Here is a 21,613-nt window from a genome sequence, read left to right as displayed (position 1 = left end):
TATTTAATTAATGGTTAATTTTAATAACGCCTTTAATAATCTCGCGTTTGTTATTGACGGATTCGTCAAACGCGCGCTGAACATCTGCATAATCATAAATATGCGTCACCATCGACTTCACATCGAAACGCCCGGAGGAGATGGCTTCAATGGTGACCGGGTAGCGATTGGCATAGCGGAAAACAGTTTGTATTGAGACTTCACGATTAATTTTGAGGAAGTTAATCGCTGAATCGCCAGGCACCGTGCCCACGATCATGATTTTCCCACCGCGCATTACCAGATATGGCGCCTGCTTAACCGTGATGGCCGAACCGGCAGTTTCGAAAACAATGTCTGCCCCCATATCGCCGGAAAACTGTTGGCAGCAGGCAACGGTGTCCTCCTTCGCACCGTTAATCACGACCGTCGCGCCAAGCTGCCCGGCCATCGCCAGACGTTTATCCAGGACATCAACAACAGCGATGTCGGTAGCCCCCAAACATTTACAGGCTTGCAGGGTCATTAAACCAATACAGCCAGCTCCCAGAATGACGATTTTCTTGCCCGGCTTAACGTCCGCCAGCATTGCGGCATGCATCCCTACCGCCGCAGGCTCTACCAGAGCGCCTTCCATGGTGTCCATATTGTCCGGCAGCTTGTAAGTAAAGCTTTCCGGGTGGCACAGATAGTACGTTAGCGCACCGCGATAATTTGGCTGTGTGGCCATAAAATCGACGTCAGGACAGATGTTGTATTTCCCTTCCAGACAGTAGCGGCAGTGGCCACACGGCACGCCGGGTTCAATGTTGACCCGGTCGCCCGGTTTAAATTTACTAACGCGACTTCCCACTGCCACCACCGTACCGGCGCATTCATGCCCAAGACCTATTTCCTGATTGGGATCTTTCGGCGGAATAAAGGGGCCCGATTCAAAACCGTGAACATCTGAACCGCAAATACCAACATATTCAACTTTAATTAGCACTTCATGCTCTTTAGGTACCGGAATATCGGCGGCAATGATTTTCATCGTGCCCGGCGTTTTTAATATCGCTTTTGAATTTTTCATTTTATTTCCCGTCAATATTATTTGCTGGTAACGGCATCAATACCGAGACTCTCGACAGAGACGCCTTTTGTTTCAATTCCAATGGTGGCAATAGCAACAGCGACAATAATTGAGACTGCGCCCAGCAGTACAAATACGCCCGTCACGCCATAACTATTAAGTAATACAGCGACCGCATAAGGCGCGGCGATACCGCTGATACGCCCTATCGCGTTAGCAAGCCCAGACCCGCGCAGCTTCGCTTCAGTCGGCCATATCTCTGGAACATATACCGCGGAGGCATAGCAAACGTACATATACACAAAGGTAATCAGGAAGAAACCAATTAATGTGATTAGCAACATGCTGGTTTGCAGCGAATAGATATAACCCAGCACGGCAATTAACACTAATAACCCCACCCCCATCGTTTTCCTCGGAATTTTATCCATTACCAGCATGGCGATGAAAATTCCAAACGGCGCACCGAACATACTCATGGTATTTAAGACTATGGAGTCTTTCAGATTAATCCCCTGAGTCATAAATATTGTCGGTAACCAGTTAATTAAGGTGTACTGCACAACGTTCATGGCAATCAGAACAAAGGAGCCCAGAATCACCCGCTTTAATAAAACTCCCGTTAATAAGGCGGAGTACGGCACTGAACGCGGTTGTTTGTCATCATCTTCTGTCACGACCGGCGGTAGTGGCTTACCTGTCTGTCGAATGACACCGTCTTCAATGGCCTGCATCACCTGTTCAGCTTCCTGATAGCGTCCGCGAGACTCCAGCCAGCGGGGCGACTCCGGGAAACTGCGCCATGCAATAACGGTTGCAATGAGCGACAGCACAGCCGGAATCAACAACTGTACGCGCCAGTTCCATTCCGCGCTGATCAGTGGTGTTAACCCCATCGCAATCAGTGAACAGAGCGGATAAGACCAGTTGCCGATAAACGAGACCCGACTGGACCAGGTGCCACGATTCCGTCCTGGCATATATTCGGTAAACCCGGCAAAAAGGGTTACCAGCAACGCGCCTAAACCCACCCCCATAACAAAACGACAGGCGATCAGAAAGGTCATATTGGGTGAAAACGCGCCAATTACCATGGAAATAATATGAATCGCTTCATACAGGATAAACGCGTTTTTACGCCCGGTTTTATCACCGATAATTCCGCCACCCAGCGCACCAAGAAACATACCCGCCGTAGTAATGGCGGAAAACGTGGCGGTGGTAGAATTATCGGTCCAACCAAGTTCTTTTAGCTGCGCGAGAATTAATCCGCCAACGGCATTACTCCAGCAAACCAGTAATCCGAAGGCTACCATAGCGAACATCGACGTATGCCAGCGGCAGTCAGGCAGCCTGTCCAGCCTGGCGCCGCAGTGCGGTTTTGCAATCTGTTCCATGCGATAACGTCCCTTTAATAAACATGTTATTCATCAAAGTCGTAAGTCATGATGACTTTAATCGCGGTTTTATCGACCATGGCGTCAAAACCTTCGCGCCATTGCGATAAGCCGATACGGTGAGTGATCATCGGTTTGACTTTAATCGCACCGCTCGCAAGCAGACGAATGGCGTTACGCCAGGAAGTGGAGTCGTAAGCCATATGACCAATAATGCTTTTGTTCCACGCGGTAATATCATTAATGGAGAAGTCGAGTGGTTTGAAACCCATCCCTACGCGGACAACTTCACCGTTGGGACGCAGCATTTCAATAGCTTGTTTCAGGGCAATATTGGCGCCGGAACATTCGATAACTAATCCCAGATTGTCTTTGCCGCAGATTTCCTGACAACGGGCGACCACATCTTCGTTCGAACCGTTGACGACCGCCGTCGCCCCCAACTCTTTGGCGATAGGAAAGCGCACCGCGACATCCTCTTCCAGCCCGACCATGACGATATTAACGGCCCCCATAATGCGTGCCATTTGCACGGAAAAGAGACCTAGCGGGCCAGTACCGAAAACCACCACGTCCTGACCTGGGAGAAATTTGGACTGTTGGGCGATAGATTTGTAGGCATTACAGATGGGGTCCAGGACTGCCGCCTCTTCATAATCAACACCAGGCGGGATTTCCCACAGCGCATGGCGGTGAATTTTGAGGATTTCCCCAGGAACCAGACAATATTTCGAAAACCCACCGCCCCAGGTATTGTTGTCCAGGCCTAAATTCACCTTTTCTGTACAACAAAGAAAATCACCTTGTTCGCAGGCAGGACAGACACCGCAAACGTGCCCGCTGTTGTCAGAAACCACGCGCTGACCCACTTTCCAGTCCTTAACCTTGTCGCCGACCTGGACAATTCGACCGGCAAATTCGTGACCACGAATCGAATTAAACTGGTCGGAACCACTGTCAACGTTATAGTGCTTCATATCTGCGCCACAGATAGCAGCTGCCCTGATTTCAATCACAACGTCATCCGGACCACATACCGGCTCCGGAACATCAATCATCTTGTAGCCACCAAAGGCCTTGCCAAATCTTGCCAGTGCTTTCATTGAATTTTCCTTTGTGTTTAGTTTTGCATCAGTGGTCATCATACTTATCCATGTAATTTTTGAGGTCAACACAAAATCTTTAAAACACAGATTAAGATCTGCATTTCACAACTCAGATCACAAATAAGTGCAAAGATGTACTGAAACCTACAGAAACGTGGAGGCCGCTTCGCCTGTACGCCGTGAACCCCTTCGCATTTTTTCTGTTATGAAACGGTTAATCTGTAAGAGCTGTTTTTTTCGCCACGCCTTTCCGTGGCGTGTTTACTTGTTTAAATGTCAAAGAGGAACACCGATGAAACTATTGCCTTTGTTGGCAGCATTCCCCCTGCTCTGCGCCAGCGTTGTTTCCGCCAATTCACTGATGTCAGTTGGCTACTTTAATGGCGGTGGCGATGTCACTGCCGGTCCAGGCGGCGATATCAATAAACTGGATGTGCGCCAGATAACCCACCTCAACTATTCGTTTGGTCTTGTCTACAACAACGAGAAAGACGAAACCAATGACGCCTTAAAAGACGCCAGCAAGCTGCATCAGATTTGGCTTTCAGAGAAAGTGCAGGCTGATTTGCAGAAAATCCCGGAGCTGCGTAAGCAGAATCCGAATCTGAAAGTTCTGCTTTCTGTCGGGGGTTGGGGGGCGCGTGGATTCTCAGGCGCGGCAGCAACGAAAGAAACACGAGCGGTATTCATTCAGTCTGCGCAGGAAATCATTGAGAAATACGGTCTGGATGGCATCGACCTCGACTGGGAATATCCGGTCAATGGCGCATGGGGATTGGTCGAAAGCCAACCAACCGATCGCGCTAACTTTACCGCGCTGTTAAAAGAGCTGCGGGCAGCATTAGGGCATAAAAAGCTACTGACCATTGCCGTGGGTGCGAATGCGGAAAGTCCGAAAAGCTGGGTGGATGTAAAAGCCATTGCGCCATCACTCGACTACATCAATTTGATGACCTATGACATGGCCTACGGCACTCAATATTTCAACTCAAACCTGTATGATTCGACGAAATGGCCGACCGTCGCCGCCGCAGATAAGTACAGTGCGGATTTTGTGGTCAATAACTATCTCGCCGCCGGGTTAAAGCCGAGCCAGATGAATCTGGGTATTGGTTTTTATGGACGCGTACCAAAACGCGCCGTTGAACCGGGAATTGACTGGAGCAAACCTGACGCGCAGAAGAATCCTGCCACCCAACCCTATTTCGAAGCAGCACAAATTGCGTTGTTCAAATCACTGGGCGTCGATCTGAGCAAAGATACCTATGTGAAGTACAACTATATCGTGGCGAAGCTGATCAACGATCCGCAGAAGCGCTTTAGCCAGCATTGGGATGATGAGGCGAAAGTACCGTGGCTGTCGGTACAGTCAGCAGACGGGAAAGCGCTCTTTGCCCTCTCCTATGAAAACCCGCGCTCGGTGGCGATCAAAGCCGACTACATCAAGAGTAAGGGGCTGGGAGGCGCCATGTTCTGGGAATACGGTGCGGATGACAACAATCAACTGGCTAAACAGTTAGCCGATTCATTGGGCATCAAACACTGATCCCAACGCCTGACACAATAGGTTATGATTACCGAATTCCGCTGCGCCAGCCTTTGGCGCAGCTATTCATTTTCTATTGGAGGCATGAGCTTTTATGGCTTTTATCCCTAAAAATTACGCTCGTCTGGAAGTTGGTTACCGGGAAAAAGCGCTTAAGCTCTTCCCCTGGGTCTGCGGACGCTGTTCCCGCGAGTTTGTCTATTCAAATTTGCGCGAGTTGACGGTACACCATATCGATCACGATCACTCCAATAACCCGGAAGATGGTAGCAACTGGGAAATGTTGTGCCTGTATTGTCACGATCACGAGCATTCTAAATATACGGAAGCGGACCAGTATGGTTCAACGGTGGTTGCCGGAGAAGATGCGCAGAAGGCTGTTGGCGAAGCGAAATATAATCCGTTTGCCGAACTGAAGGCTATGATGAACAAAAAATAACAGCGACTGCGGGCCCGACATCATGACTGCCGGGCCAGGATTATCAGGATTTGAACGTTGCTATAGGCTCAGGCGTAATACCAAATTCAACCTTTAGCTGCTGCTTGCTCTTCATCACCATCTCACCGTTGGTATCAATCGTCATATGTTGCGCATCAATGTTGTTGCGCGCCTGCCATAACATCACCAGTTGTAAGCTGTTCTCTTTTTGTTCTGCCGTTAGCGCCACGCCATCCGGCCATTTTCCGAGTTCAACGGCGGTAGATAAGCGCTGATAAACTTCCGGCGTCATGCTGTTGATCATCTCATCAAGATTCATGTTAAATCCCCCCTCCGTAGAATAATTTGCTGAATCGTTTCTTCAGCCCTTAATTTGTTCACCGTTTTCGCCATCGGTAAAGTTCAAAGAGGCTGAGTTGACACAGTAGCGCTCACCGGTAGGTTTTGGGCCATCCGGGAAGACGTGTCCCAGGTGCGCATCACAGTTCCCACAGCGGATTTCAATGCGCTGCATACCATGCGAGGTATCTTTTATGTAACGGATAGCCTCTTCGCTGACCGGCTCGTAAAAACTGGGCCAGCCGCAGCCAGAGTCATATTTTGTCTCGGAACGAAATAGCGGTTTATCGCAGATCAAACAGTGGTAGATGCCGTCACGCTTGTTATGCAGCAAACGCCCGGTAAATGGCGGTTCTGTCCCGTGATTCTGCGTCACGTAGAACTGCATTTCTGTTAAATTTTTTTTCAGTTCTTCTGGAGAAGGTTGATTAGCCATTTGCTCACATCTCGCTTTATCTAAACTCACATCGCGAGACAGATTCTAACAAAACATTAACACCGGAGTGCGAACTTTTGTTCTAAACTTGATCCTTGCGAAATGGCAGCCTGCAATTCGTGATCAGAATCACGTTTTTATCTTGATTGCCCTTTAAAATTCGGGCCGCCGACCCCATGTGGTTTCAAGCCCAAAGGAAGAGTGAGGCGAGTCAGTTGCGCAAAGCTTAGGCAGCAGATTGATTTGTCGCAATGATTGACACGATTCCGCTTGACGCTGCGTAAGGTTTTTGTAATTTTACAGGCAACCTTTTATTCACTAACAAATAGCTGGTGGAATATATGACTATCAAAGTAGGTATCAACGGTTTTGGCCGTATCGGTCGCATTGTTTTCCGTGCTGCTCAAGAACGCTCTGACATCGAGATCGTTGCAATCAACGACCTGTTAGACGCTGACTACATGGCTTACATGCTGAAATATGACTCCACTCACGGCCGTTTCAACGGTACCGTTGAAGTGAAAGACGGTCATCTGATCGTAAACGGTAAAAAAATCCGTGTTACCGCTGAACGTGATCCGGCTAACCTGAAATGGGACGAAGTTGGTGTTGACGTAGTAGCTGAAGCTACTGGCCTGTTCCTGACAGATGAAACCGCTCGTAAGCACATCACTGCTGGCGCGAAAAAAGTGGTTCTGACTGGTCCGTCCAAAGATAACACTCCGATGTTTGTTAAAGGCGCTAACTTTGACAAATACGAAGGTCAGGACATCGTTTCTAACGCTTCCTGCACCACTAACTGCCTGGCTCCGCTGGCTAAAGTTATCAACGACAACTTCGGCATCATCGAAGGTCTGATGACTACTGTTCACGCGACCACCGCTACTCAGAAAACCGTTGACGGCCCGTCTCACAAAGACTGGCGCGGCGGCCGCGGCGCATCCCAGAACATCATCCCGTCCTCTACCGGCGCTGCTAAAGCTGTAGGTAAAGTACTGCCAGAACTGAACGGCAAACTGACTGGTATGGCGTTCCGCGTTCCTACCCCGAACGTATCCGTTGTTGACCTGACCGTTCGTCTGGAAAAAGCTGCTTCTTACGAAGAAATTAAGAAAGCAATCAAAGCTGCTTCCGAAGGCCCGATGAAAGGCGTTCTGGGTTACACCGAAGACGACGTAGTATCTACCGATTTCAACGGTGAAGTTTGCACTTCCGTGTTCGATGCTAAAGCAGGTATCGCACTGAACGACAACTTCGTGAAACTGGTATCCTGGTACGACAACGAAACCGGCTACTCCAACAAAGTTCTGGATCTGATTGCTCACATCTCCAAATAAGTTGAGATGAAACAGTAATCTGTAAGAGCGACTATGGTCGCTCTTTTTTTTGCCTGAAGAAAGGATTGCGTAATGATTAATAAAATTTTTGCACTTCCGGTAGTCGAACAAATTGCCCCGGTACTCTCCCGCCGTCAGCTTGATGAGCTTGAGGTCATTGTTGTCGATCACCCGCAGGTTAAAGCCTCTTTTGCGCTGCAGGGCGCACATCTTCTTTCCTGGAAACCAAACGGTGAAGAAGAAGTCCTGTGGTTAAGTAACAATACGCCGTTTAAAACCGGTGTTGCGCTGCGTGGCGGCGTACCGATTTGCTGGCCGTGGTTTGGCCCTGCCGCTCAGCCAGGCCTGCCGTCTCATGGTTTTGCACGTAACCTGCCCTGGACGCTGAAGGCGCATAACGAAGACGAGAAAGGTGTCGTACTGACGTTCGAACTGCAAAGCAGCGCTGAAACGCGTCAGCTTTGGCCGCACGAGTTCTGCCTGCTGGCCCGTTTCAAAGTGGGCGCCACCTGCGAGATGGAGCTGGAAGCGCACGGTGAGTTTGAAACCACCTCCGCGCTGCATACCTATTTCAATGTGGGTGATATTGCGGCGGTGAAAGTCAGCGGTCTTGGCGATCGTCTAATCGATAAAGTGAATGATGCCAAAGAAGACGTACTGGCTGATGGTATCCAGACCTTCCCGGACCGTACCGATCGTGTCTATCTGAATCCGGAAGCGTGCAGCGTCATTCATGATGATGCGCTGAATCGCAATATTGACGTAATCCACCACCACCATCTGAATGTCGTGGGCTGGAACCCAGGCCCGGCGCTGTCTGTCAGCATGGGCGACATGCCGGATGACGGCTACAAAACATTTGTTTGCGTAGAAACGGCTTACGCCACGGCACCGCAGAAAACCACCGAAGAAAAACCGTCTCGTCTGGCACAAACGATTCGTGTTGCTAAGCGCTAAGATCGTGTCAGTTGCCTGATAGTGTTTGCGCCATCAGGCAACTCAGCGCGCCATGCAGCAAATCAGGCCATATCCAGCGCCGTTTTACCTTTTGGCGCCGGATATTCCTTATCTAACTGCGTCAGCTCATCGGCAGAGAGCGTTATCTCCAGTGCCGCGGCATTCTGTTCGACATGCGCCACATTCGCGGCTTTCGGAATGGCTATCACCCCCGAAAGACGAATAACCCATGCCAGTAAAATCTGCGCAGCGCTGGCATTGTGGGCGCGCGCAATGTCATTGACCACTGGGTTAGAAAGCAAGTCCCCCCGTAGCCGCCCTGCCTGAGCCAGCGGACTGTAGGCCATAACCGGCATCTGCTGTTGCTGGCACCATGGCAGTAAATCATATTCAATGCCGCGTGATGCTAAATGATAGAGCACCTGATTAGTTGCACAGTGTCGTCCACCTGCAACCTGCCATAATGCCTGCATATCATCGTAATCAAGATTAGAGACGCCCCAGCGGCGGATTTTGCCCTGCGCAATAAGCGTTTCCATAGCGTCAACGGTCTCAGCAAATGAAAAGTCTCCCGTCCAGTGCAACAAATAGAGATCCAGATAATCGGTTTTCAAACGACGCAGGCTGGCTTCGCAGGCGGCAATCGCTTTCTTGCCCGCGGCATTCCATGGATAAACCTTCGAAACTAAAAAAGCGCTATCACGCCGACCTGACAGCGCCTCGCCAACAACCTCTTCCGCTGCACCATCTGCGTACATTTCGGCTGTATCAATCAATCGCAGGCCAAGATCCAGCCCAGCCCGTAACGCGGCGACTTCATCCCGACGTCGGGCTGAATCCTCGCCCATGTACCATGTTCCCTGCCCAATCGCAGGAAGCGATACCTGCTCCGTAAACATCACCTGTTTCGCTGTCATCGCACCCTCCTGTGTTAATGCACCACAGTAAAGCAAAACAACAGACATGTGTCTTGTTATGGTGCACAAATTGCACCATCATAGTTTGGCGTGTCGCCCGTTAATGCGATTAAAATCAAAGGCCCGGGATCTGATGCAGATCCCGGACCTAAATAATGCAAAATTTTCACTACCCAGCGCTTATTTCAACCGACCTAAATATTTGCCCTCTTTCATGGCGTTAATTTTTCCGTTTTTATAGACAATGACGGAAATCAAACCCGCACTGTAAGTTTGTGCATCGGCATTATTTTCATCATTTGCCGCAGGGTTGCCATTAATATATGCAATACCATCAGCGCCACGTTTAAAGTCCACGCCCAGCTTATTCACATGCACGGATGTGGTTTTGCTGGCGTGCACCGGGGCATTAGCGTCGCTGACCTGAGTTTTGTGTTCATGCTGTAATTGCTGACGATATGCTTCGCTGATAGCATAAGCAGGCGCAGCAGATGAAGCCACCAGCGCAGCGATAATAATCAATTTCTTCATGAGTTAAACCTTAGTATTTATCGTGTTTGTGGTGATGGTCGGGATGGGTGCCATCAGAGCTATACAGATTTTGCGCGTTTTCCAGGGCCTGTTTTTCAGCCGCGGCATTGATTGTCGCCTGACGGTTTTGTTCGGCGATGTAGCAGGCATCGCGGCTGATCCCTTTGTTTTCGCATGCACTCATGCGTGAAGCCTCGCTGGTGCATCCAGCCAGGACCCCGCCCATCACAGCTATCATGATTAACTTTTTCATTATTTATACCAGGTTTTTACTCAAGATATCCCCGTGGCATATTTAAGGCCTTACCACGAGAGTTGCTATCACTACTTTTAAAGTTTAATGAATATCGGCAATAGGATATTTAATGTCAATTTTAATTTTTTCAGACAAATACCTAAAGGATGTAAAATAAAAACAAATGATTAATTTTTTATTTTTTCACCTGAAAGTTAACATTCGAAATAAGCCAAAATAGTTATCAGTTATCTTTATGCCACTTGAGAATAAATACCCCGCGCATCGCGACACAATAAACCACAGTATTATCAATAAATTATGAACCCAGAAAACAACAGACCACAACAATAAATCATTAAGGCATGACGATATTACCTCATGAAAAAAAACAATAGCTATCAGGCTATCAAATGAGAGGTTTATTTTTAGTAACGGCAAAAGAAATACCTGGTTAAATAATCGTTGCGGCCAGGCGAAACATAAAACCACTATAAAAATGCAATCTCATGTTTTAGATCAATATTCATCCCCACGAAGCATAAAAAAGCCCGCATCTCTGCAGGCTTGTATTTGACACGCAATAGCATCAGAACTTGTAGGTCACACCCACCGAGAAGATGCCAGACCAGGATTTATCGACCATCGGGCTATCCTTCACTTCATCACTCAAACGCACATAACGGCCAGTGCCGTATACGTTCCAGTTGCCAAGGAAGTTATAGCTTGCAGTCAACTCCAGGTATGGATCCCATCCATCGTCAGCGCTGTAGCTTTTCAGACCACTGCGGCGAGACTCGTGATTGGACACGCCATAATAATAGTCGTTGTAGTTTTCGCTGCTGTACTGCACACCGATACCCGGCGTCAAAGTCAGCGCACCGTTAGTGTAACGGTAGAGCCAGGCCAGATCCCAGATAAAGCCGTTGCTATTATCCAGGGTATCACCCGCCAGAGCGGTACGCAGGAAACCATACTGGGTGTTATGTACATACGAGAGGCCAGCCATCAGGCTGCTTTTACGCTTGTCGAGTTGGCGCAAAGCATGGCTGTCGCTGTCACCCGGCTTGAAATGCGTCGGATCATAGTACGCCATGATGGAGAGCTTATCTGCCGTATCATTCCACAGATAGTAGCCGCCACCCAGACCGTGGAACCAGACGTTATCGCCTTCATAGGTGACAACCGGAACGGGATAAACATCGCGGTCATACTGTTTGTACGGGCTGTTAATCACGCCGACACCTGCACCAACAGTCCACTGACTTTCCGCGTGTGCGGTGCTAACTGCGGTTGCGGCAAGCACGCCAAGTGCCAGAAGTTTGAGTTTGGTCACAATCCATAATTCCTTATTCAAATGTGTAGCGGTCAAAGTGTAACCGCCAATACGCTTCAGCCCAACTATTTTACGTATTAGTCCAGGAATGTAACCCCCTAATTTCTCAGCGAGTGATGACATTTTGCTTGCAGGATGGTGAACACCACATGAATCCCGCCCCATTTCTTTACATAAGATGTGCTTTTTTTGCTGATGAGTTATTGATATGCCATTGAAATTCATTTGCGCACCCAGGCAAGTTTTGCAAATGCCATCTACGCTTAATTTTAGAAGGTGTATCACCGAATACGTTGATCTCCTGACCATCAAAATGGCATGAGAGTTGCTTATTTCTTCAGCAGCGACGTCGTTCAGTTTACCTCTTCAGGGGCCTCTACTATTCATATGAACGGCTCTTAACATGTGCTAAAAAACGAAAGGACGGCATACCATGAATATATTCGATCACTATCGCCAGCGTTACGAAGCTGCCAAGGACGAAGAGTTCACGCTGCAGGAGTTTCTTACCACTTGTCGGCAAGATCGCAGTGCTTATGCCAACGCGGCAGAGCGGCTATTAATGGCTATTGGTGAGCCTGTCATGGTTGACACTGCCCACGAACCTCGTCTTTCTCGACTCTTTTCGAATCGGGTAATTGCACGCTATCCCGCTTTCGAAGAGTTTTACGGCATGGAAGATGCCATTGAGCAGATTGTTTCTTATTTGAAACATGCGGCTCAGGGGTTAGAAGAGAAGAAACAGATTCTGTATCTGTTGGGGCCTGTGGGAGGGGGGAAATCATCTCTCGCTGAGCGACTCAAGTCGCTGATGCAGAGAGTTCCGATTTATGTCCTGAGCGCCAATGACGAACGTAGCCCGGTTAACGATCATCCGTTGTGCCTGTTTAATCCACAGGAAGATGCGCAGATCCTGGAAAAAGAGTATGGGATCCCGCGTCGCTACCTCGGGACGATCATGTCGCCATGGGCGGCGAAACGCCTGCACGAATTTGGCGGGGACATTACAAAATTCCGCGTCGTCAAAGTCTGGCCGTCTATTCTGGAGCAGATCGCTATCGCCAAAACGGAACCTGGCGATGAAAACAACCAGGATATCTCTGCGCTGGTCGGGAAAGTGGATATTCGTAAACTCGAACACCACGCCCAGAACGATCCTGATGCCTACGGTTACTCGGGGGCGTTGTGCCGCGCTAACCAGGGGATTATGGAGTTCGTAGAGATGTTTAAAGCACCGATTAAAGTGTTGCATCCTCTGCTGACCGCCACCCAGGAAGGAAACTACAACGGGACGGAAGGTATCTCTGCCCTGCCGTTTAACGGAATTATTCTTGCCCACTCGAACGAGTCCGAATGGGTGACGTTCCGCAACAACAAAAACAATGAGGCGTTCCTTGACCGTGTTTACATTGTCAAAGTGCCTTATTGCCTGCGGATCTCCGAAGAGATCAAAATTTACGAGAAATTGCTTAATCACAGTGAGCTGACCCATGCGCCTTGCGCGCCAGGCACGCTGGAAACGCTCTCCCGTTTCACCATTCTTTCTCGTCTGAAAGAACCTGAGAACTCGAGCATTTACTCGAAGATGCGCGTTTACGATGGCGAAAGTCTGAAAGATACCGATCCAAAAGCGAAATCCTATCAGGAGTATCGGGATTACGCCGGGGTCGATGAGGGAATGAACGGTCTGTCCACGCGTTTCGCGTTTAAGATCCTCTCTCGCGTCTTTAACTTTGATCATGCCGAAGTCGCGGCGAACCCGGTGCATCTGTTCTACGTCCTGGAACAGCAAATCGAGCGTGAACAGTTCCCTCAGGAGCAGGCAGAACGTTATCTTGAGTTCCTGAAAGGCTACCTGATCCCGAAATATGCTGAATTTATTGGCAAAGAGATTCAGACAGCTTATCTCGAATCCTATTCCGAATACGGACAGAACATTTTCGACCGTTACGTCACCTATGCGGATTTCTGGATTCAGGATCAGGAGTACCGCGACCCGGATACCGGTCAACTGTTCGATCGCGAGTCGCTGAACGCAGAACTGGAGAAAATTGAGAAGCCAGCGGGTATCAGTAACCCGAAAGACTTCCGTAACGAGATCGTCAACTTTGTTCTGCGCGCCAGAGCGAATAACAGCGGTCGCAATCCAAACTGGACCAGTTACGAAAAACTGCGCACGGTGATTGAGAAGAAAATGTTCTCCAATACCGAGGAGTTGCTGCCGGTTATTTCGTTCAACGCCAAAACCTCGACTGACGAGCAGAAAAAACACGACGATTTTGTCGACCGTATGATGGAAAAAGGCTACACGCGTAAACAGGTGCGTTTACTGTGCGAATGGTATTTGCGCGTACGTAAATCGTCTTAAGAGCATAAATGGCCCGGAAAATTTATTCGTTTACCGGGCCAATATTTCTTCTGTACGCGAAATCATTCAAGAGTTATCAAGGCGGCAAATCAGTGAATTCCCAGGAGCGTACATAAGTACGTGACTGGGTGAGCGAATGCAGCCAACGCGGAGACAACTTGAAGGATGAAGCGTAAGTTGGCAAATGCAGTACGGGGGGCTTATGACCTGGTTTATTGACCGGCGTCTTAACGGCAAAAACAAGAGCACGGTAAACCGCCAGCGCTTCTTACGCCGTTATAAATCGCAAATTAAACAGTCGATCTCCGAGGCCATTAACAAGCGTTCGGTGACTGATGTGGATAGCGGCGAATCTGTCTCTATTCCGACTGATGATATTAGCGAACCGATGTTCCATCAGGGGCGCGGTGGCTTGCGCCATCGTGTGCATCCGGGTAATGACCATTTTGTGCAGAATGACCGTATTGAACGTCCACAGGGCGGAGGCGGCGGTTCGGGAAGCGGGCAAGGCCAGGCGAGTCAGGATGGCGAGGGTCAGGATGAATTCGTCTTCCAGATTTCTAAAGATGAATATCTCGATCTGCTTTTCGAAGATTTAGCACTGCCAAACCTTAAACAGAATCAGCAGCGTCAGCTAACGGAGTACAAAACGCACCGGGCTGGTTTTACCTCTAACGGTGTGCCGGCCAACATCAGCGTGGTGCGCTCCCTGCAAAATTCACTGGCGCGTCGCACGGCAATGACGGCAGGTAAGCGTCGCGAACTGCATGCGCTCGAAGCGGATCTTGAGACCATCGCGAAAAGTGAACCGGCTCAGTTGCTGGAAGAAGAACGGTTACGCAAAGAAATTGCCGAACTACGGGCAAAAATCGAACGCGTGCCGTTTATCGACACCTTTGACTTACGCTACAAGAATTATGAGAAACGGCCCGATCCTTCCAGCCAGGCGGTGATGTTCTGTCTGATGGACGTCTCCGGTTCGATGGATCAGTCGACCAAAGATATGGCAAAGCGCTTTTATATTCTGCTGTATCTGTTCTTAAGCCGCACCTATAAGAACGTGGAAGTGGTTTATATTCGCCACCACACCCAGGCGAAAGAGGTAGATGAGCATGAGTTCTTCTACTCTCAGGAAACCGGGGGAACTATTGTCTCCAGCGCGCTGAAGTTAATGGATGAAGTGGTGAAAGACCGCTACGACCCTGCTCAGTGGAATATCTATGCCGCACAGGCGTCGGATGGTGATAACTGGGCGGATGATTCACCGTTGTGTCATGAGATTCTGGCGAAAAAACTGTTGCCGGTAGTGCGATATTACAGCTATATCGAAATTACCCGCCGCGCGCACCAGACCTTATGGCGTGAATATGAACATCTGCAATCAACCTTTGAAAATTTTGCGATGCAGCATATCCGCGATCAGGATGATATTTATCCGGTATTCCGCGAACTGTTTCATAAGCAAAGTACCACCAGCAATAATTAAGTAACCACTTTCGGCCGAGGCTCAGGCTTCGGCTGATTACATTACCCTGTATCATGATCGTGACATTTTGCAATGGTTTATCCCGCCGCTTCGTTAGAGCGAATGTGGAGCATGTGGTAAAATCGCATCTCTAACCTATGGGCTGTAATTCATTATGAAGTTGCATCATAAAGCGCTCAGGCTCTTTATCTCAGTCAGCGTTGTTGTTTTGACATCTTCTTTTTTAGTTTATGAACTCATTGCCAGCGATAAGGCAATGAATGCCTATATGCGCTATATCAATGAGAAAGCCGACTCCTCCTTTCTCTATGATAAGTACACCAATCAGAGTATTGCAGCCCATCTGATGCGCACATTTTCATCCCCTAAGGGACCCGCATCTGTCGAACAACAAAAAGCGTTCTGCGATGCTTTCGATAGCGTTAACGGTACACATGGGCTCAATCTCACAGCGCATAATTATCTGCCATTACACGGTACGTTGCAGACCACCTCTACGAAATGTAGCGGGCAACTTGAAGACGTATTCCTGTTACCCTCTTTTGACCGGGCGGTGAACGTCAATCGCCTGCAAAAGGATTATGGGCAGGGATTAGGGACGCTGGAGTATAAATTTCGCTACTACGTCGATCTGAAAAATAACTACGTCTATTTCTATGACCTGATCGACTCACGGAAATTTGCGATACACAACTGGACATTTTTGCAAAAAGGCTCGCTGGGAATCGATCAGAATGATATTGACGGTATTTTCACTGGTCGTACGGTGATCTCCAGTATTTATGAGGATAATCTGACCGAGAAAAAGGTGATGAGCTTTTTAACGCCGGTCTACTATGCCGGTAAGCTAAAAGGCGTGGTGATGGTGGATATTAACAAAGAAAATTTAAAAAATATCTTTTATACCAGTGACCGCCCTCTCGTCTGGCGTTTTCTTAACGTGACGCTCTCGGATATCAGCTCAGGAAAAGAGATTATTGTTCACCAAAGTGAGACCCATTTATTCCGCTACGTTCACTACGAAAAGGACATCCCTGGCGGCATACGCGTCACGTTATCTCTTGATTTTATGTACTTTATCGTCTCATCATGGAAAATATTCGCCTTTTATCTTCTGGCAACGATATTGCTGCTGAATATGGTCAGAACTCATTTTCGGTTGTATCACAACGTCACGCGGGAAAATATCAGCGATGCGATGACCGGACTCTATAACCGTAAAATTTTGACGCCGATGCTCGAACAGCGTTTGCAGCAGTTGGTCAACACGGGAACCCTCGTGACCTTTATCGCCATTGATTGCGATAAGCTTAAAGTCATTAATGACACATTGGGGCATAAGGAAGGCGATCGCATTATCACCCTTCTGGCTAAAGCCATTCAAACCTCGATTCGCAAAAGCGACTATGCCATCCGACTCGGCGGGGATGAATTTTGCATTATCCTCATCGATCATCCCAGTGAATTAACGCACCGCGTGCTGGAACGGATTCGCTACAACTTACAAATTATTGCGCAAGATATATCAATCAGCTTCTCTGCCGGGATTTATAATATGCAGCCAAACGACACCATTGATGATGCTTACAAAGCATCGGATGCCCAACTCTATCTGAACAAACAGAAAAAACGCACCGATGCGTAATCATTTTTCAGCCAGGATTTTCATTGTTGTACCAGGAGCAAGTCATGACGGAAGTGAACAAAGGTAACGCAACGCATCAGCGTTTAATTTCGTTATTATCAGAACAAGGCGCGACGTATCGCGTGGTTAGCCATGAAGCCGTCGGCAAATGTGAAGCGGTCTCTGAAATTCGCGGTACTGCATTGGGCCAGGGCGCAAAAGCGCTGGTCTGTAAAGTAAAGGGTAACGGCGTTAATCAGCATGTTCTGGCGATTCTCTCTGCCGACCAGCAGGCCGACCTGAGCCTGTTGGCCGGCCATATCGGCGGGTTGAGAGCGTCGCTCGCCAGCCCGGTGGAAGTCGATGAACTGACGGGTTGCGTATTTGGCGCCATCCCACCATTTAGTTTCCATCCGAATCTCAAACTGGTCGCCGATCCGCTGTTGTTTGAACGTTTTACTGAAATTGCGTTCAATGCCGGAATGCTGGAAAAATCCGTGATCATGGATACTGCTGATTACCTGCGAATTGCACAACCGGAATTAATTTCGTTCCGCCGCGTTCAATAACAGCCGAGTTAGCAGCAAATAACGCCGCATCGTGCATTAGCTCAAAAAAATCATAATTATTAAATAAAGCCTGTTCCGTCACGCGTTTACGCGTACAGTAAGCAGGCTTATTTTTTCTTTTGGCAAGGAAACTACGATGTTTGATGTCACTCTGCTGATCCTCCTCGGACTGGCAGCTCTGGGCTTTGTCAGCCACAACACCACTGTCGCTGTTTCAATTCTGGTGCTGATCATCGTCCGTGTAACCCCGCTGAATACGTTCTTTCCGTGGATTGAAAAACAGGGACTGACCATCGGGATTATTATTCTGACTATCGGCGTAATGGCACCGATCGCCAGCGGAACGCTACCGCCCTCCACGCTCATGCACTCTTTTGTAAACTGGAAATCACTGGTCGCAATTGCCGTCGGCGTGGTTGTCTCCTGGCTTGGCGGGCGCGGCGTCACGCTGATGGGCAGCCAGCCCCAGCTTGTGGCCGGTTTACTGGTCGGTACGGTGCTGGGCGTGGCGCTGTTTCGCGGCGTACCGGTGGGGCCGCTTATTGCGGCAGGTCTGGTCTCGTTGATTGTTGGGAAGCAGTAGCAAGTCAGCTCAGATAACGGCCTGGGGTCTGCCCCAGGCCTTTTTTGAACATCGTGATAAATGCGGTGGTTGAATCATAACCGAGCATTTGCGCGACCTGCTGCACATTATGACCATCGATCAGCGCCTGCAGCGCCAGAATCAACTGCAGCTGATGACGCCAGCGGCGAAAGCTCAATCCCGTTTCCTTGACGACCAGCCGGGCAAGGTTGCGCTCACTCATCGCAAATACATCGGCCCACTGCCCAAGCGTCTGCCATTGGGCAGGCTCTCGCGCCATTGTCGCGACCATTCTGCGGATTTTCGGATGATCGGAAACCGGTAACTGCAGTTGCTCCTGCGGCTGCTGCGGGAGTTCATCAAACAACACCTGCGTCAGTCGCTGAGTTGACGGTTCCAGTCGTTGGTCGTCCGTTTTCGACGCCAGCGAGAGAATGAGCTCCCGGCACAAGGGAGATATCTTTAGCGTACAACAACGCTCAGGCATCACGACGGCATGAGGTTCAATAAACAAGAAACACAATTGTGCGCCTACGGTTACATGGTTACTGTGCGGAATTTCACCAGGGATCCACACCGCATATTGGGGAGGTACCATCCACATGGCATTTTCGACCTCGCAGGTAATCGCGCCATGCAAAGCCAGAATCAACTGCCCCTTACGATGCTGATGCAGCGGACTAAAGAGTTCATCTTCCCGGGCCTGAATGCAGAACGCCACCGCGGCATCATGGTGAAGGTCAGGTTCATACCCATCCAATCTTAGTCCCAACATAAGAATGTCCGATTTTAGCGATAAACTGTCATTTTAGCTTGATTCACTCATGGCGTAAAAACGCTAAGGTATCGCCTCGCCTGACAAGATGAGAAAAAAATGATAAATACGCCTTCCTCCCGCGGTAAAAACGCTGCTTTGCTGATCGCGGGTATCCTGATGATTGCCACCACGCTGCGCGTTACCTTTACCGGCGCCGCCCCGCTGTTAGATGCAATTCGTGCCGACTACGGTCTGAGCACTGCCCAAACGGGACTCTTGACCACCCTTCCGCTGCTGGCCTTCGCGCTGGTATCCCCTCTGGCCGCAGCCGTTGCGCGCCGCTGGGGCATCGAACGCAGCCTGTTTGCCGCTATGCTGCTGATTTGCGCAGGTATTACGATACGCTCGCTGCCCTCACCGGGATTGCTGTTTAGCGGAACCGCTATCATCGGGTGCGGAATAGCCCTGGGAAATGTCCTGTTGCCAGGGCTGATTAAGCGTGATTATGCCCAGCATGTGGCAAAACTTACTGGCGCTTACTCGCTGACCATGGGCGCAGCGGCAGCGCTGGGTTCAGCCATGGTTGTTCCGCTGGCGTTAAATGGATTTGGCTGGCGCGGCGCACTGATGGTACTGATGGTTTTTCCGCTGCTGGCGCTGGTTATCTGGTTACCCCAATGTCGTCAGACGGGCAATGCCAGCTTGAGTAACTCACGCGCATTACATTCCCGTGCTATCTGGCGCTCCAGCCTCGCCTGGCAGGTGACCCTGTTTCTGGGAATCAACTCGCTTATCTATTACGTGATCATCGGCTGGTTGCCCGCCATTTTAATCAGCCACGGCTACAGCGAGGCGCAGGCCGGTTCGTTGCACGGTTTACTGCAACTGGCGACCGCCGCGCCAGGGTTATTGATTCCTCTCGTCCTGAACAGATTTAAGGATCAGCGTGCCATCGCCGCCCTGGTTTCAGTAATGTGCGCCGTTGGCGCGGCGGGATTCGCCATAATGCCCGACCAGGCTTTACTGTGGACCATTCTGTTTGGCTTTGGCTCAGGTGCGACCATGATCCTCGGCTTGACCTTCATTGGCCTGCGCGCAAGTTCCGCACATCAGGCCGCGGCGTTGTCCGGAATGGCGCAGTCTGTCGGCTATTTACTGGCCGCCTGCGGGCCGCCCTTGATGGGTAAAATTCACGACCTCAACGGTAGCTGGCTGATTCCATTAGCGGGTGTCGCCGTGTTAGCGATGCTGATGGCCGTGTTTGGTCTGTGCGCTGGGCGCGATCGGGAGATCGCGAACGCATAATGTAGCGGGCAGGTTAGCTAACCTCCTGCCCGGCATTTTATCCCCGCGCAGCGCGGAGCATCGCCTGGACTAACGGCACGGGTTTTCCCGCCAGCGCGCCACGCTCATGTTGAAAGAGTGTGCCAACAAAGAAAGGATGCGTTACCAGTTCAATGGCGCGAATATCCCCGGCGTCATCCCAACCGGTCACCCGGAGATCGCCGCTCTCAAGCTCGGTGGCAAAAGCGTCCGACACACCATAGTTGCAGTGATACCCCTCCGTGATAGCATCGCGTCCATAGGCTTTCGCAATCAGCGTATTGGCCCGGAGCTCAATATCATCCGTTTTTTCAACCAACGAGCAGGTCAACGGCGCGATCACCATTCGCCCAGCGGTATCCGTTTCAGCATGCGCGGCATCACTCCAGCCCAGCACGTTTCGGGCATACTCCAGTATGGCGTGTTGGAAACCACCACAGGTGCCTAAAAATGGAATGCTGTTCTCGCGTGCGTAGCGTATCGCAATCAGCGCCCCTTCCTGGTGTCGATAGGGGCTGCCTGGCACGACCCAGATGGCATCATAGCCAATCAAATCTTCGCTGCTGTTGATATCGGAAGTGGTTAGCCAGTCATAATCAGCCACCAACTCCAGCACGGCAGCAGCATCATCAATGGCAAGGGGAATCGCCTGGTGCGCCACAATATCGGGGTTGTAATCGCCCACCAGCGCAATGCGAAGCGTATCTTTTATCGGGGAAATGTCCATTAAGGTTTCCTTATGTCCAGACAATAAGGGACAACATAAGGAGCCTCAGCCTACCGACTTTTCATCGGTATCACAATCCCTTAAATTGGGAGTCCAGGCTGGCAAAATGCTATAATGGTCACGTTTTAGGATCTTATTTAACCGTCATAAAAATGATGCTAAATACCAACGCGGCGGCTTAATGGAGCGGATGAAAAGATGAATATTCAGTGTAAACGCGTGTATGACCCGGCAGAAACAAGCGATGGTTATCGCGTTCTGGTCGATCGGTTGTGGCCACGGGGGATAAAAAAGACCGACCTTGCTTTCAATGAATGGAATAAAGCGCTGACGCCGTCATCAGATTTACGTAAAGCATTCCACGCAGAGCTGATTGATTTTTCTCACTTCTCCCAGCAGTACCGTAGCGAACTGGCCCAACAGCAGCAGGAAGGGAAGCGCCTCGCAGAAATTGCCCGGCAGCAAACCTTAACGCTGCTGTATGCGGCGAAGAATACTCAGCAAAACCACGCGTTGGTGCTGGCTGAATGGCTACGTCAATGCTAACAG

The 21,613-nt window shown here is 49.8% G+C and carries 21 protein-coding genes and 1 pseudogene; 11 read left to right on the top strand and 11 right to left on the bottom strand.

The features are described 5' to 3' along the window. Positions 1-7: 7 nt before the first annotated feature. The 3 genes from JSN25_RS14490 to JSN25_RS14480 are packed head-to-tail and all read right to left on the bottom strand — an operon-like array spanning position 8 to position 3,551. Positions 8-1,051 (bottom strand): NAD(P)-dependent alcohol dehydrogenase, encoded by a 1,044-nt coding sequence (locus JSN25_RS14490; RefSeq protein WP_069324293.1) that lies wholly within the window; start codon positions 1,049-1,051, stop codon positions 8-10. Positions 1,052-1,068: 17 nt separating this feature from the next. Next, positions 1,069-2,448: an MFS transporter gene (locus tag JSN25_RS14485; protein ID WP_150344950.1), complete on the bottom strand. Its 1,380-nt coding sequence runs from the start codon at positions 2,446-2,448 to the stop codon at positions 1,069-1,071. A 26-nt stretch (positions 2,449-2,474) separates the two neighbouring features. Beyond that, positions 2,475-3,551, bottom strand: coding sequence for a zinc-binding dehydrogenase (locus JSN25_RS14480; protein WP_085049517.1), 1,077 nt, complete (start codon positions 3,549-3,551; stop codon positions 2,475-2,477). 295 nt (positions 3,552-3,846) lie between these two features. Between JSN25_RS14480 and chiD the strand changes: the two genes are divergently transcribed. After that, positions 3,847-5,100: a chitinase ChiD gene (chiD, locus tag JSN25_RS14475; RefSeq protein ID WP_204525052.1), complete on the top strand. Its 1,254-nt coding sequence runs from the start codon at positions 3,847-3,849 to the stop codon at positions 5,098-5,100. Between the two features lie 94 nt (positions 5,101-5,194). Then, positions 5,195-5,539: an HNH nuclease YajD gene (gene yajD, locus JSN25_RS14470; RefSeq protein ID WP_137350555.1), complete on the top strand. Its 345-nt coding sequence runs from the start codon at positions 5,195-5,197 to the stop codon at positions 5,537-5,539. Positions 5,540-5,582: 43 nt separating this feature from the next. Here the strand turns inward: yajD and JSN25_RS14465 are convergent, their stop codons facing one another. Both JSN25_RS14465 and msrB read right to left on the bottom strand, forming a co-directional pair. Next, positions 5,583-5,858: a YeaC family protein gene (locus JSN25_RS14465; protein WP_003030693.1), complete on the bottom strand. Its 276-nt coding sequence runs from the start codon at positions 5,856-5,858 to the stop codon at positions 5,583-5,585. 42 nt (positions 5,859-5,900) lie between these two features. Beyond that, the gene (gene msrB / locus JSN25_RS14460) at positions 5,901-6,314 is read right to left on the bottom strand and encodes a peptide-methionine (R)-S-oxide reductase MsrB (protein ID WP_006684886.1); all 414 of its coding nucleotides are present in this window, start codon (positions 6,312-6,314) and stop codon (positions 5,901-5,903) included. Positions 6,315-6,655: 341 nt separating this feature from the next. On the opposite strand from msrB, the gene gapA reads away from it, so the two are divergent. Both gapA and JSN25_RS14450 read left to right on the top strand, forming a co-directional pair. Further along, complete coding sequence (gene gapA / locus JSN25_RS14455) at positions 6,656-7,651, top strand: glyceraldehyde-3-phosphate dehydrogenase (protein WP_003030697.1); 996 nt, start codon at positions 6,656-6,658, stop codon at positions 7,649-7,651. 72 nt (positions 7,652-7,723) lie between these two features. Continuing rightward, entirely contained in the window at positions 7,724-8,608 is an 885-nt protein-coding gene (locus JSN25_RS14450; RefSeq protein WP_087857699.1) for a D-hexose-6-phosphate mutarotase, read from the top strand. Between the two features lie 62 nt (positions 8,609-8,670). Here JSN25_RS14450 and JSN25_RS14445 read toward each other — a convergent pair whose 3' ends face one another. From JSN25_RS14445 to JSN25_RS14430, 4 genes are all read right to left on the bottom strand, one after another. Next, positions 8,671-9,525: an aldo/keto reductase gene (locus tag JSN25_RS14445; protein ID WP_121528946.1), complete on the bottom strand. Its 855-nt coding sequence runs from the start codon at positions 9,523-9,525 to the stop codon at positions 8,671-8,673. 180 nt (positions 9,526-9,705) lie between these two features. Then, a complete protein-coding gene (locus tag JSN25_RS14440; protein ID WP_042308899.1) occupies positions 9,706-10,056 on the bottom strand; it encodes a hypothetical protein in 351 nt (116 codons plus the stop codon). A 10-nt stretch (positions 10,057-10,066) separates the two neighbouring features. Further along, positions 10,067-10,309 (bottom strand): hypothetical protein, encoded by a 243-nt coding sequence (locus JSN25_RS14435; protein ID WP_038640050.1) that lies wholly within the window; start codon positions 10,307-10,309, stop codon positions 10,067-10,069. Positions 10,310-10,880: 571 nt separating this feature from the next. Next, entirely contained in the window at positions 10,881-11,627 is a 747-nt protein-coding gene (locus tag JSN25_RS14430; RefSeq protein WP_038640047.1) for a MipA/OmpV family protein, read from the bottom strand. Positions 11,628-12,060: 433 nt separating this feature from the next. Between JSN25_RS14430 and yeaG the strand changes: the two genes are divergently transcribed. From yeaG to JSN25_RS14405, 5 genes are all read left to right on the top strand, one after another. Next, positions 12,061-13,995, top strand: a complete 1,935-nt coding sequence (yeaG, locus tag JSN25_RS14425; RefSeq protein WP_204525051.1) for a PrkA family serine protein kinase — start codon at positions 12,061-12,063, stop codon at positions 13,993-13,995. A 202-nt stretch (positions 13,996-14,197) separates the two neighbouring features. Then, positions 14,198-15,481, top strand: a complete 1,284-nt coding sequence (locus JSN25_RS14420) for a YeaH/YhbH family protein (RefSeq protein ID WP_038640041.1) — start codon at positions 14,198-14,200, stop codon at positions 15,479-15,481. A gap of 154 nt (positions 15,482-15,635) precedes the next feature. Next, entirely contained in the window at positions 15,636-17,126 is a 1,491-nt protein-coding gene (gene dgcJ, locus JSN25_RS14415) for a diguanylate cyclase DgcJ (protein ID WP_087857702.1), read from the top strand. 44 nt (positions 17,127-17,170) lie between these two features. Further along, a complete protein-coding gene (locus tag JSN25_RS14410; RefSeq protein WP_204525050.1) occupies positions 17,171-17,674 on the top strand; it encodes a YbaK/prolyl-tRNA synthetase associated domain-containing protein in 504 nt (167 codons plus the stop codon). Between the two features lie 136 nt (positions 17,675-17,810). After that, entirely contained in the window at positions 17,811-18,257 is a 447-nt protein-coding gene (locus JSN25_RS14405; protein WP_137350557.1) for a DUF441 domain-containing protein, read from the top strand. On the opposite strand, the pseudogene JSN25_RS14400 reads toward JSN25_RS14405, so the two are convergent. Further along, positions 18,240-19,032, bottom strand: a pseudogene (locus JSN25_RS14400) (AraC family transcriptional regulator); the annotation flags it as partial. The gene JSN25_RS14405 and the pseudogene JSN25_RS14400 sit on opposite strands and share 18 nt — an antisense overlap. Positions 19,033-19,131: 99 nt before the next feature. On the opposite strand from JSN25_RS14400, the gene JSN25_RS14395 reads away from it, so the two are divergent. After that, a complete protein-coding gene (locus JSN25_RS14395; RefSeq protein WP_087857704.1) occupies positions 19,132-20,319 on the top strand; it encodes a CynX/NimT family MFS transporter in 1,188 nt (395 codons plus the stop codon). 37 nt (positions 20,320-20,356) lie between these two features. Here JSN25_RS14395 and JSN25_RS14390 read toward each other — a convergent pair whose 3' ends face one another. Beyond that, positions 20,357-21,064 carry a CTP synthase C-terminal region-related (seleno)protein gene (locus tag JSN25_RS14390; protein WP_204525049.1) on the bottom strand — a complete coding sequence of 236 codons (708 nt, stop codon included), beginning with the start codon at positions 21,062-21,064 and terminating at the stop codon, positions 20,357-20,359. A 198-nt stretch (positions 21,065-21,262) separates the two neighbouring features. On the opposite strand from JSN25_RS14390, the gene JSN25_RS14385 reads away from it, so the two are divergent. Further along, on the top strand, positions 21,263-21,610 hold the full coding sequence (locus JSN25_RS14385; protein WP_038640022.1) for a DUF488 domain-containing protein: 348 nt from the start codon (positions 21,263-21,265) through the stop codon (positions 21,608-21,610). Positions 21,611-21,613 lie beyond the last annotated feature (3 nt).

The sequence above is a fragment of the Citrobacter cronae genome, from assembly GCF_016893685.1.
Taxonomy (GTDB): Bacteria; Pseudomonadota; Gammaproteobacteria; order Enterobacterales; family Enterobacteriaceae; genus Citrobacter; species Citrobacter werkmanii.
Note: the sequence above shows the minus strand (reverse complement) of the source record. Positions and strands in the feature narration are given on the sequence as shown.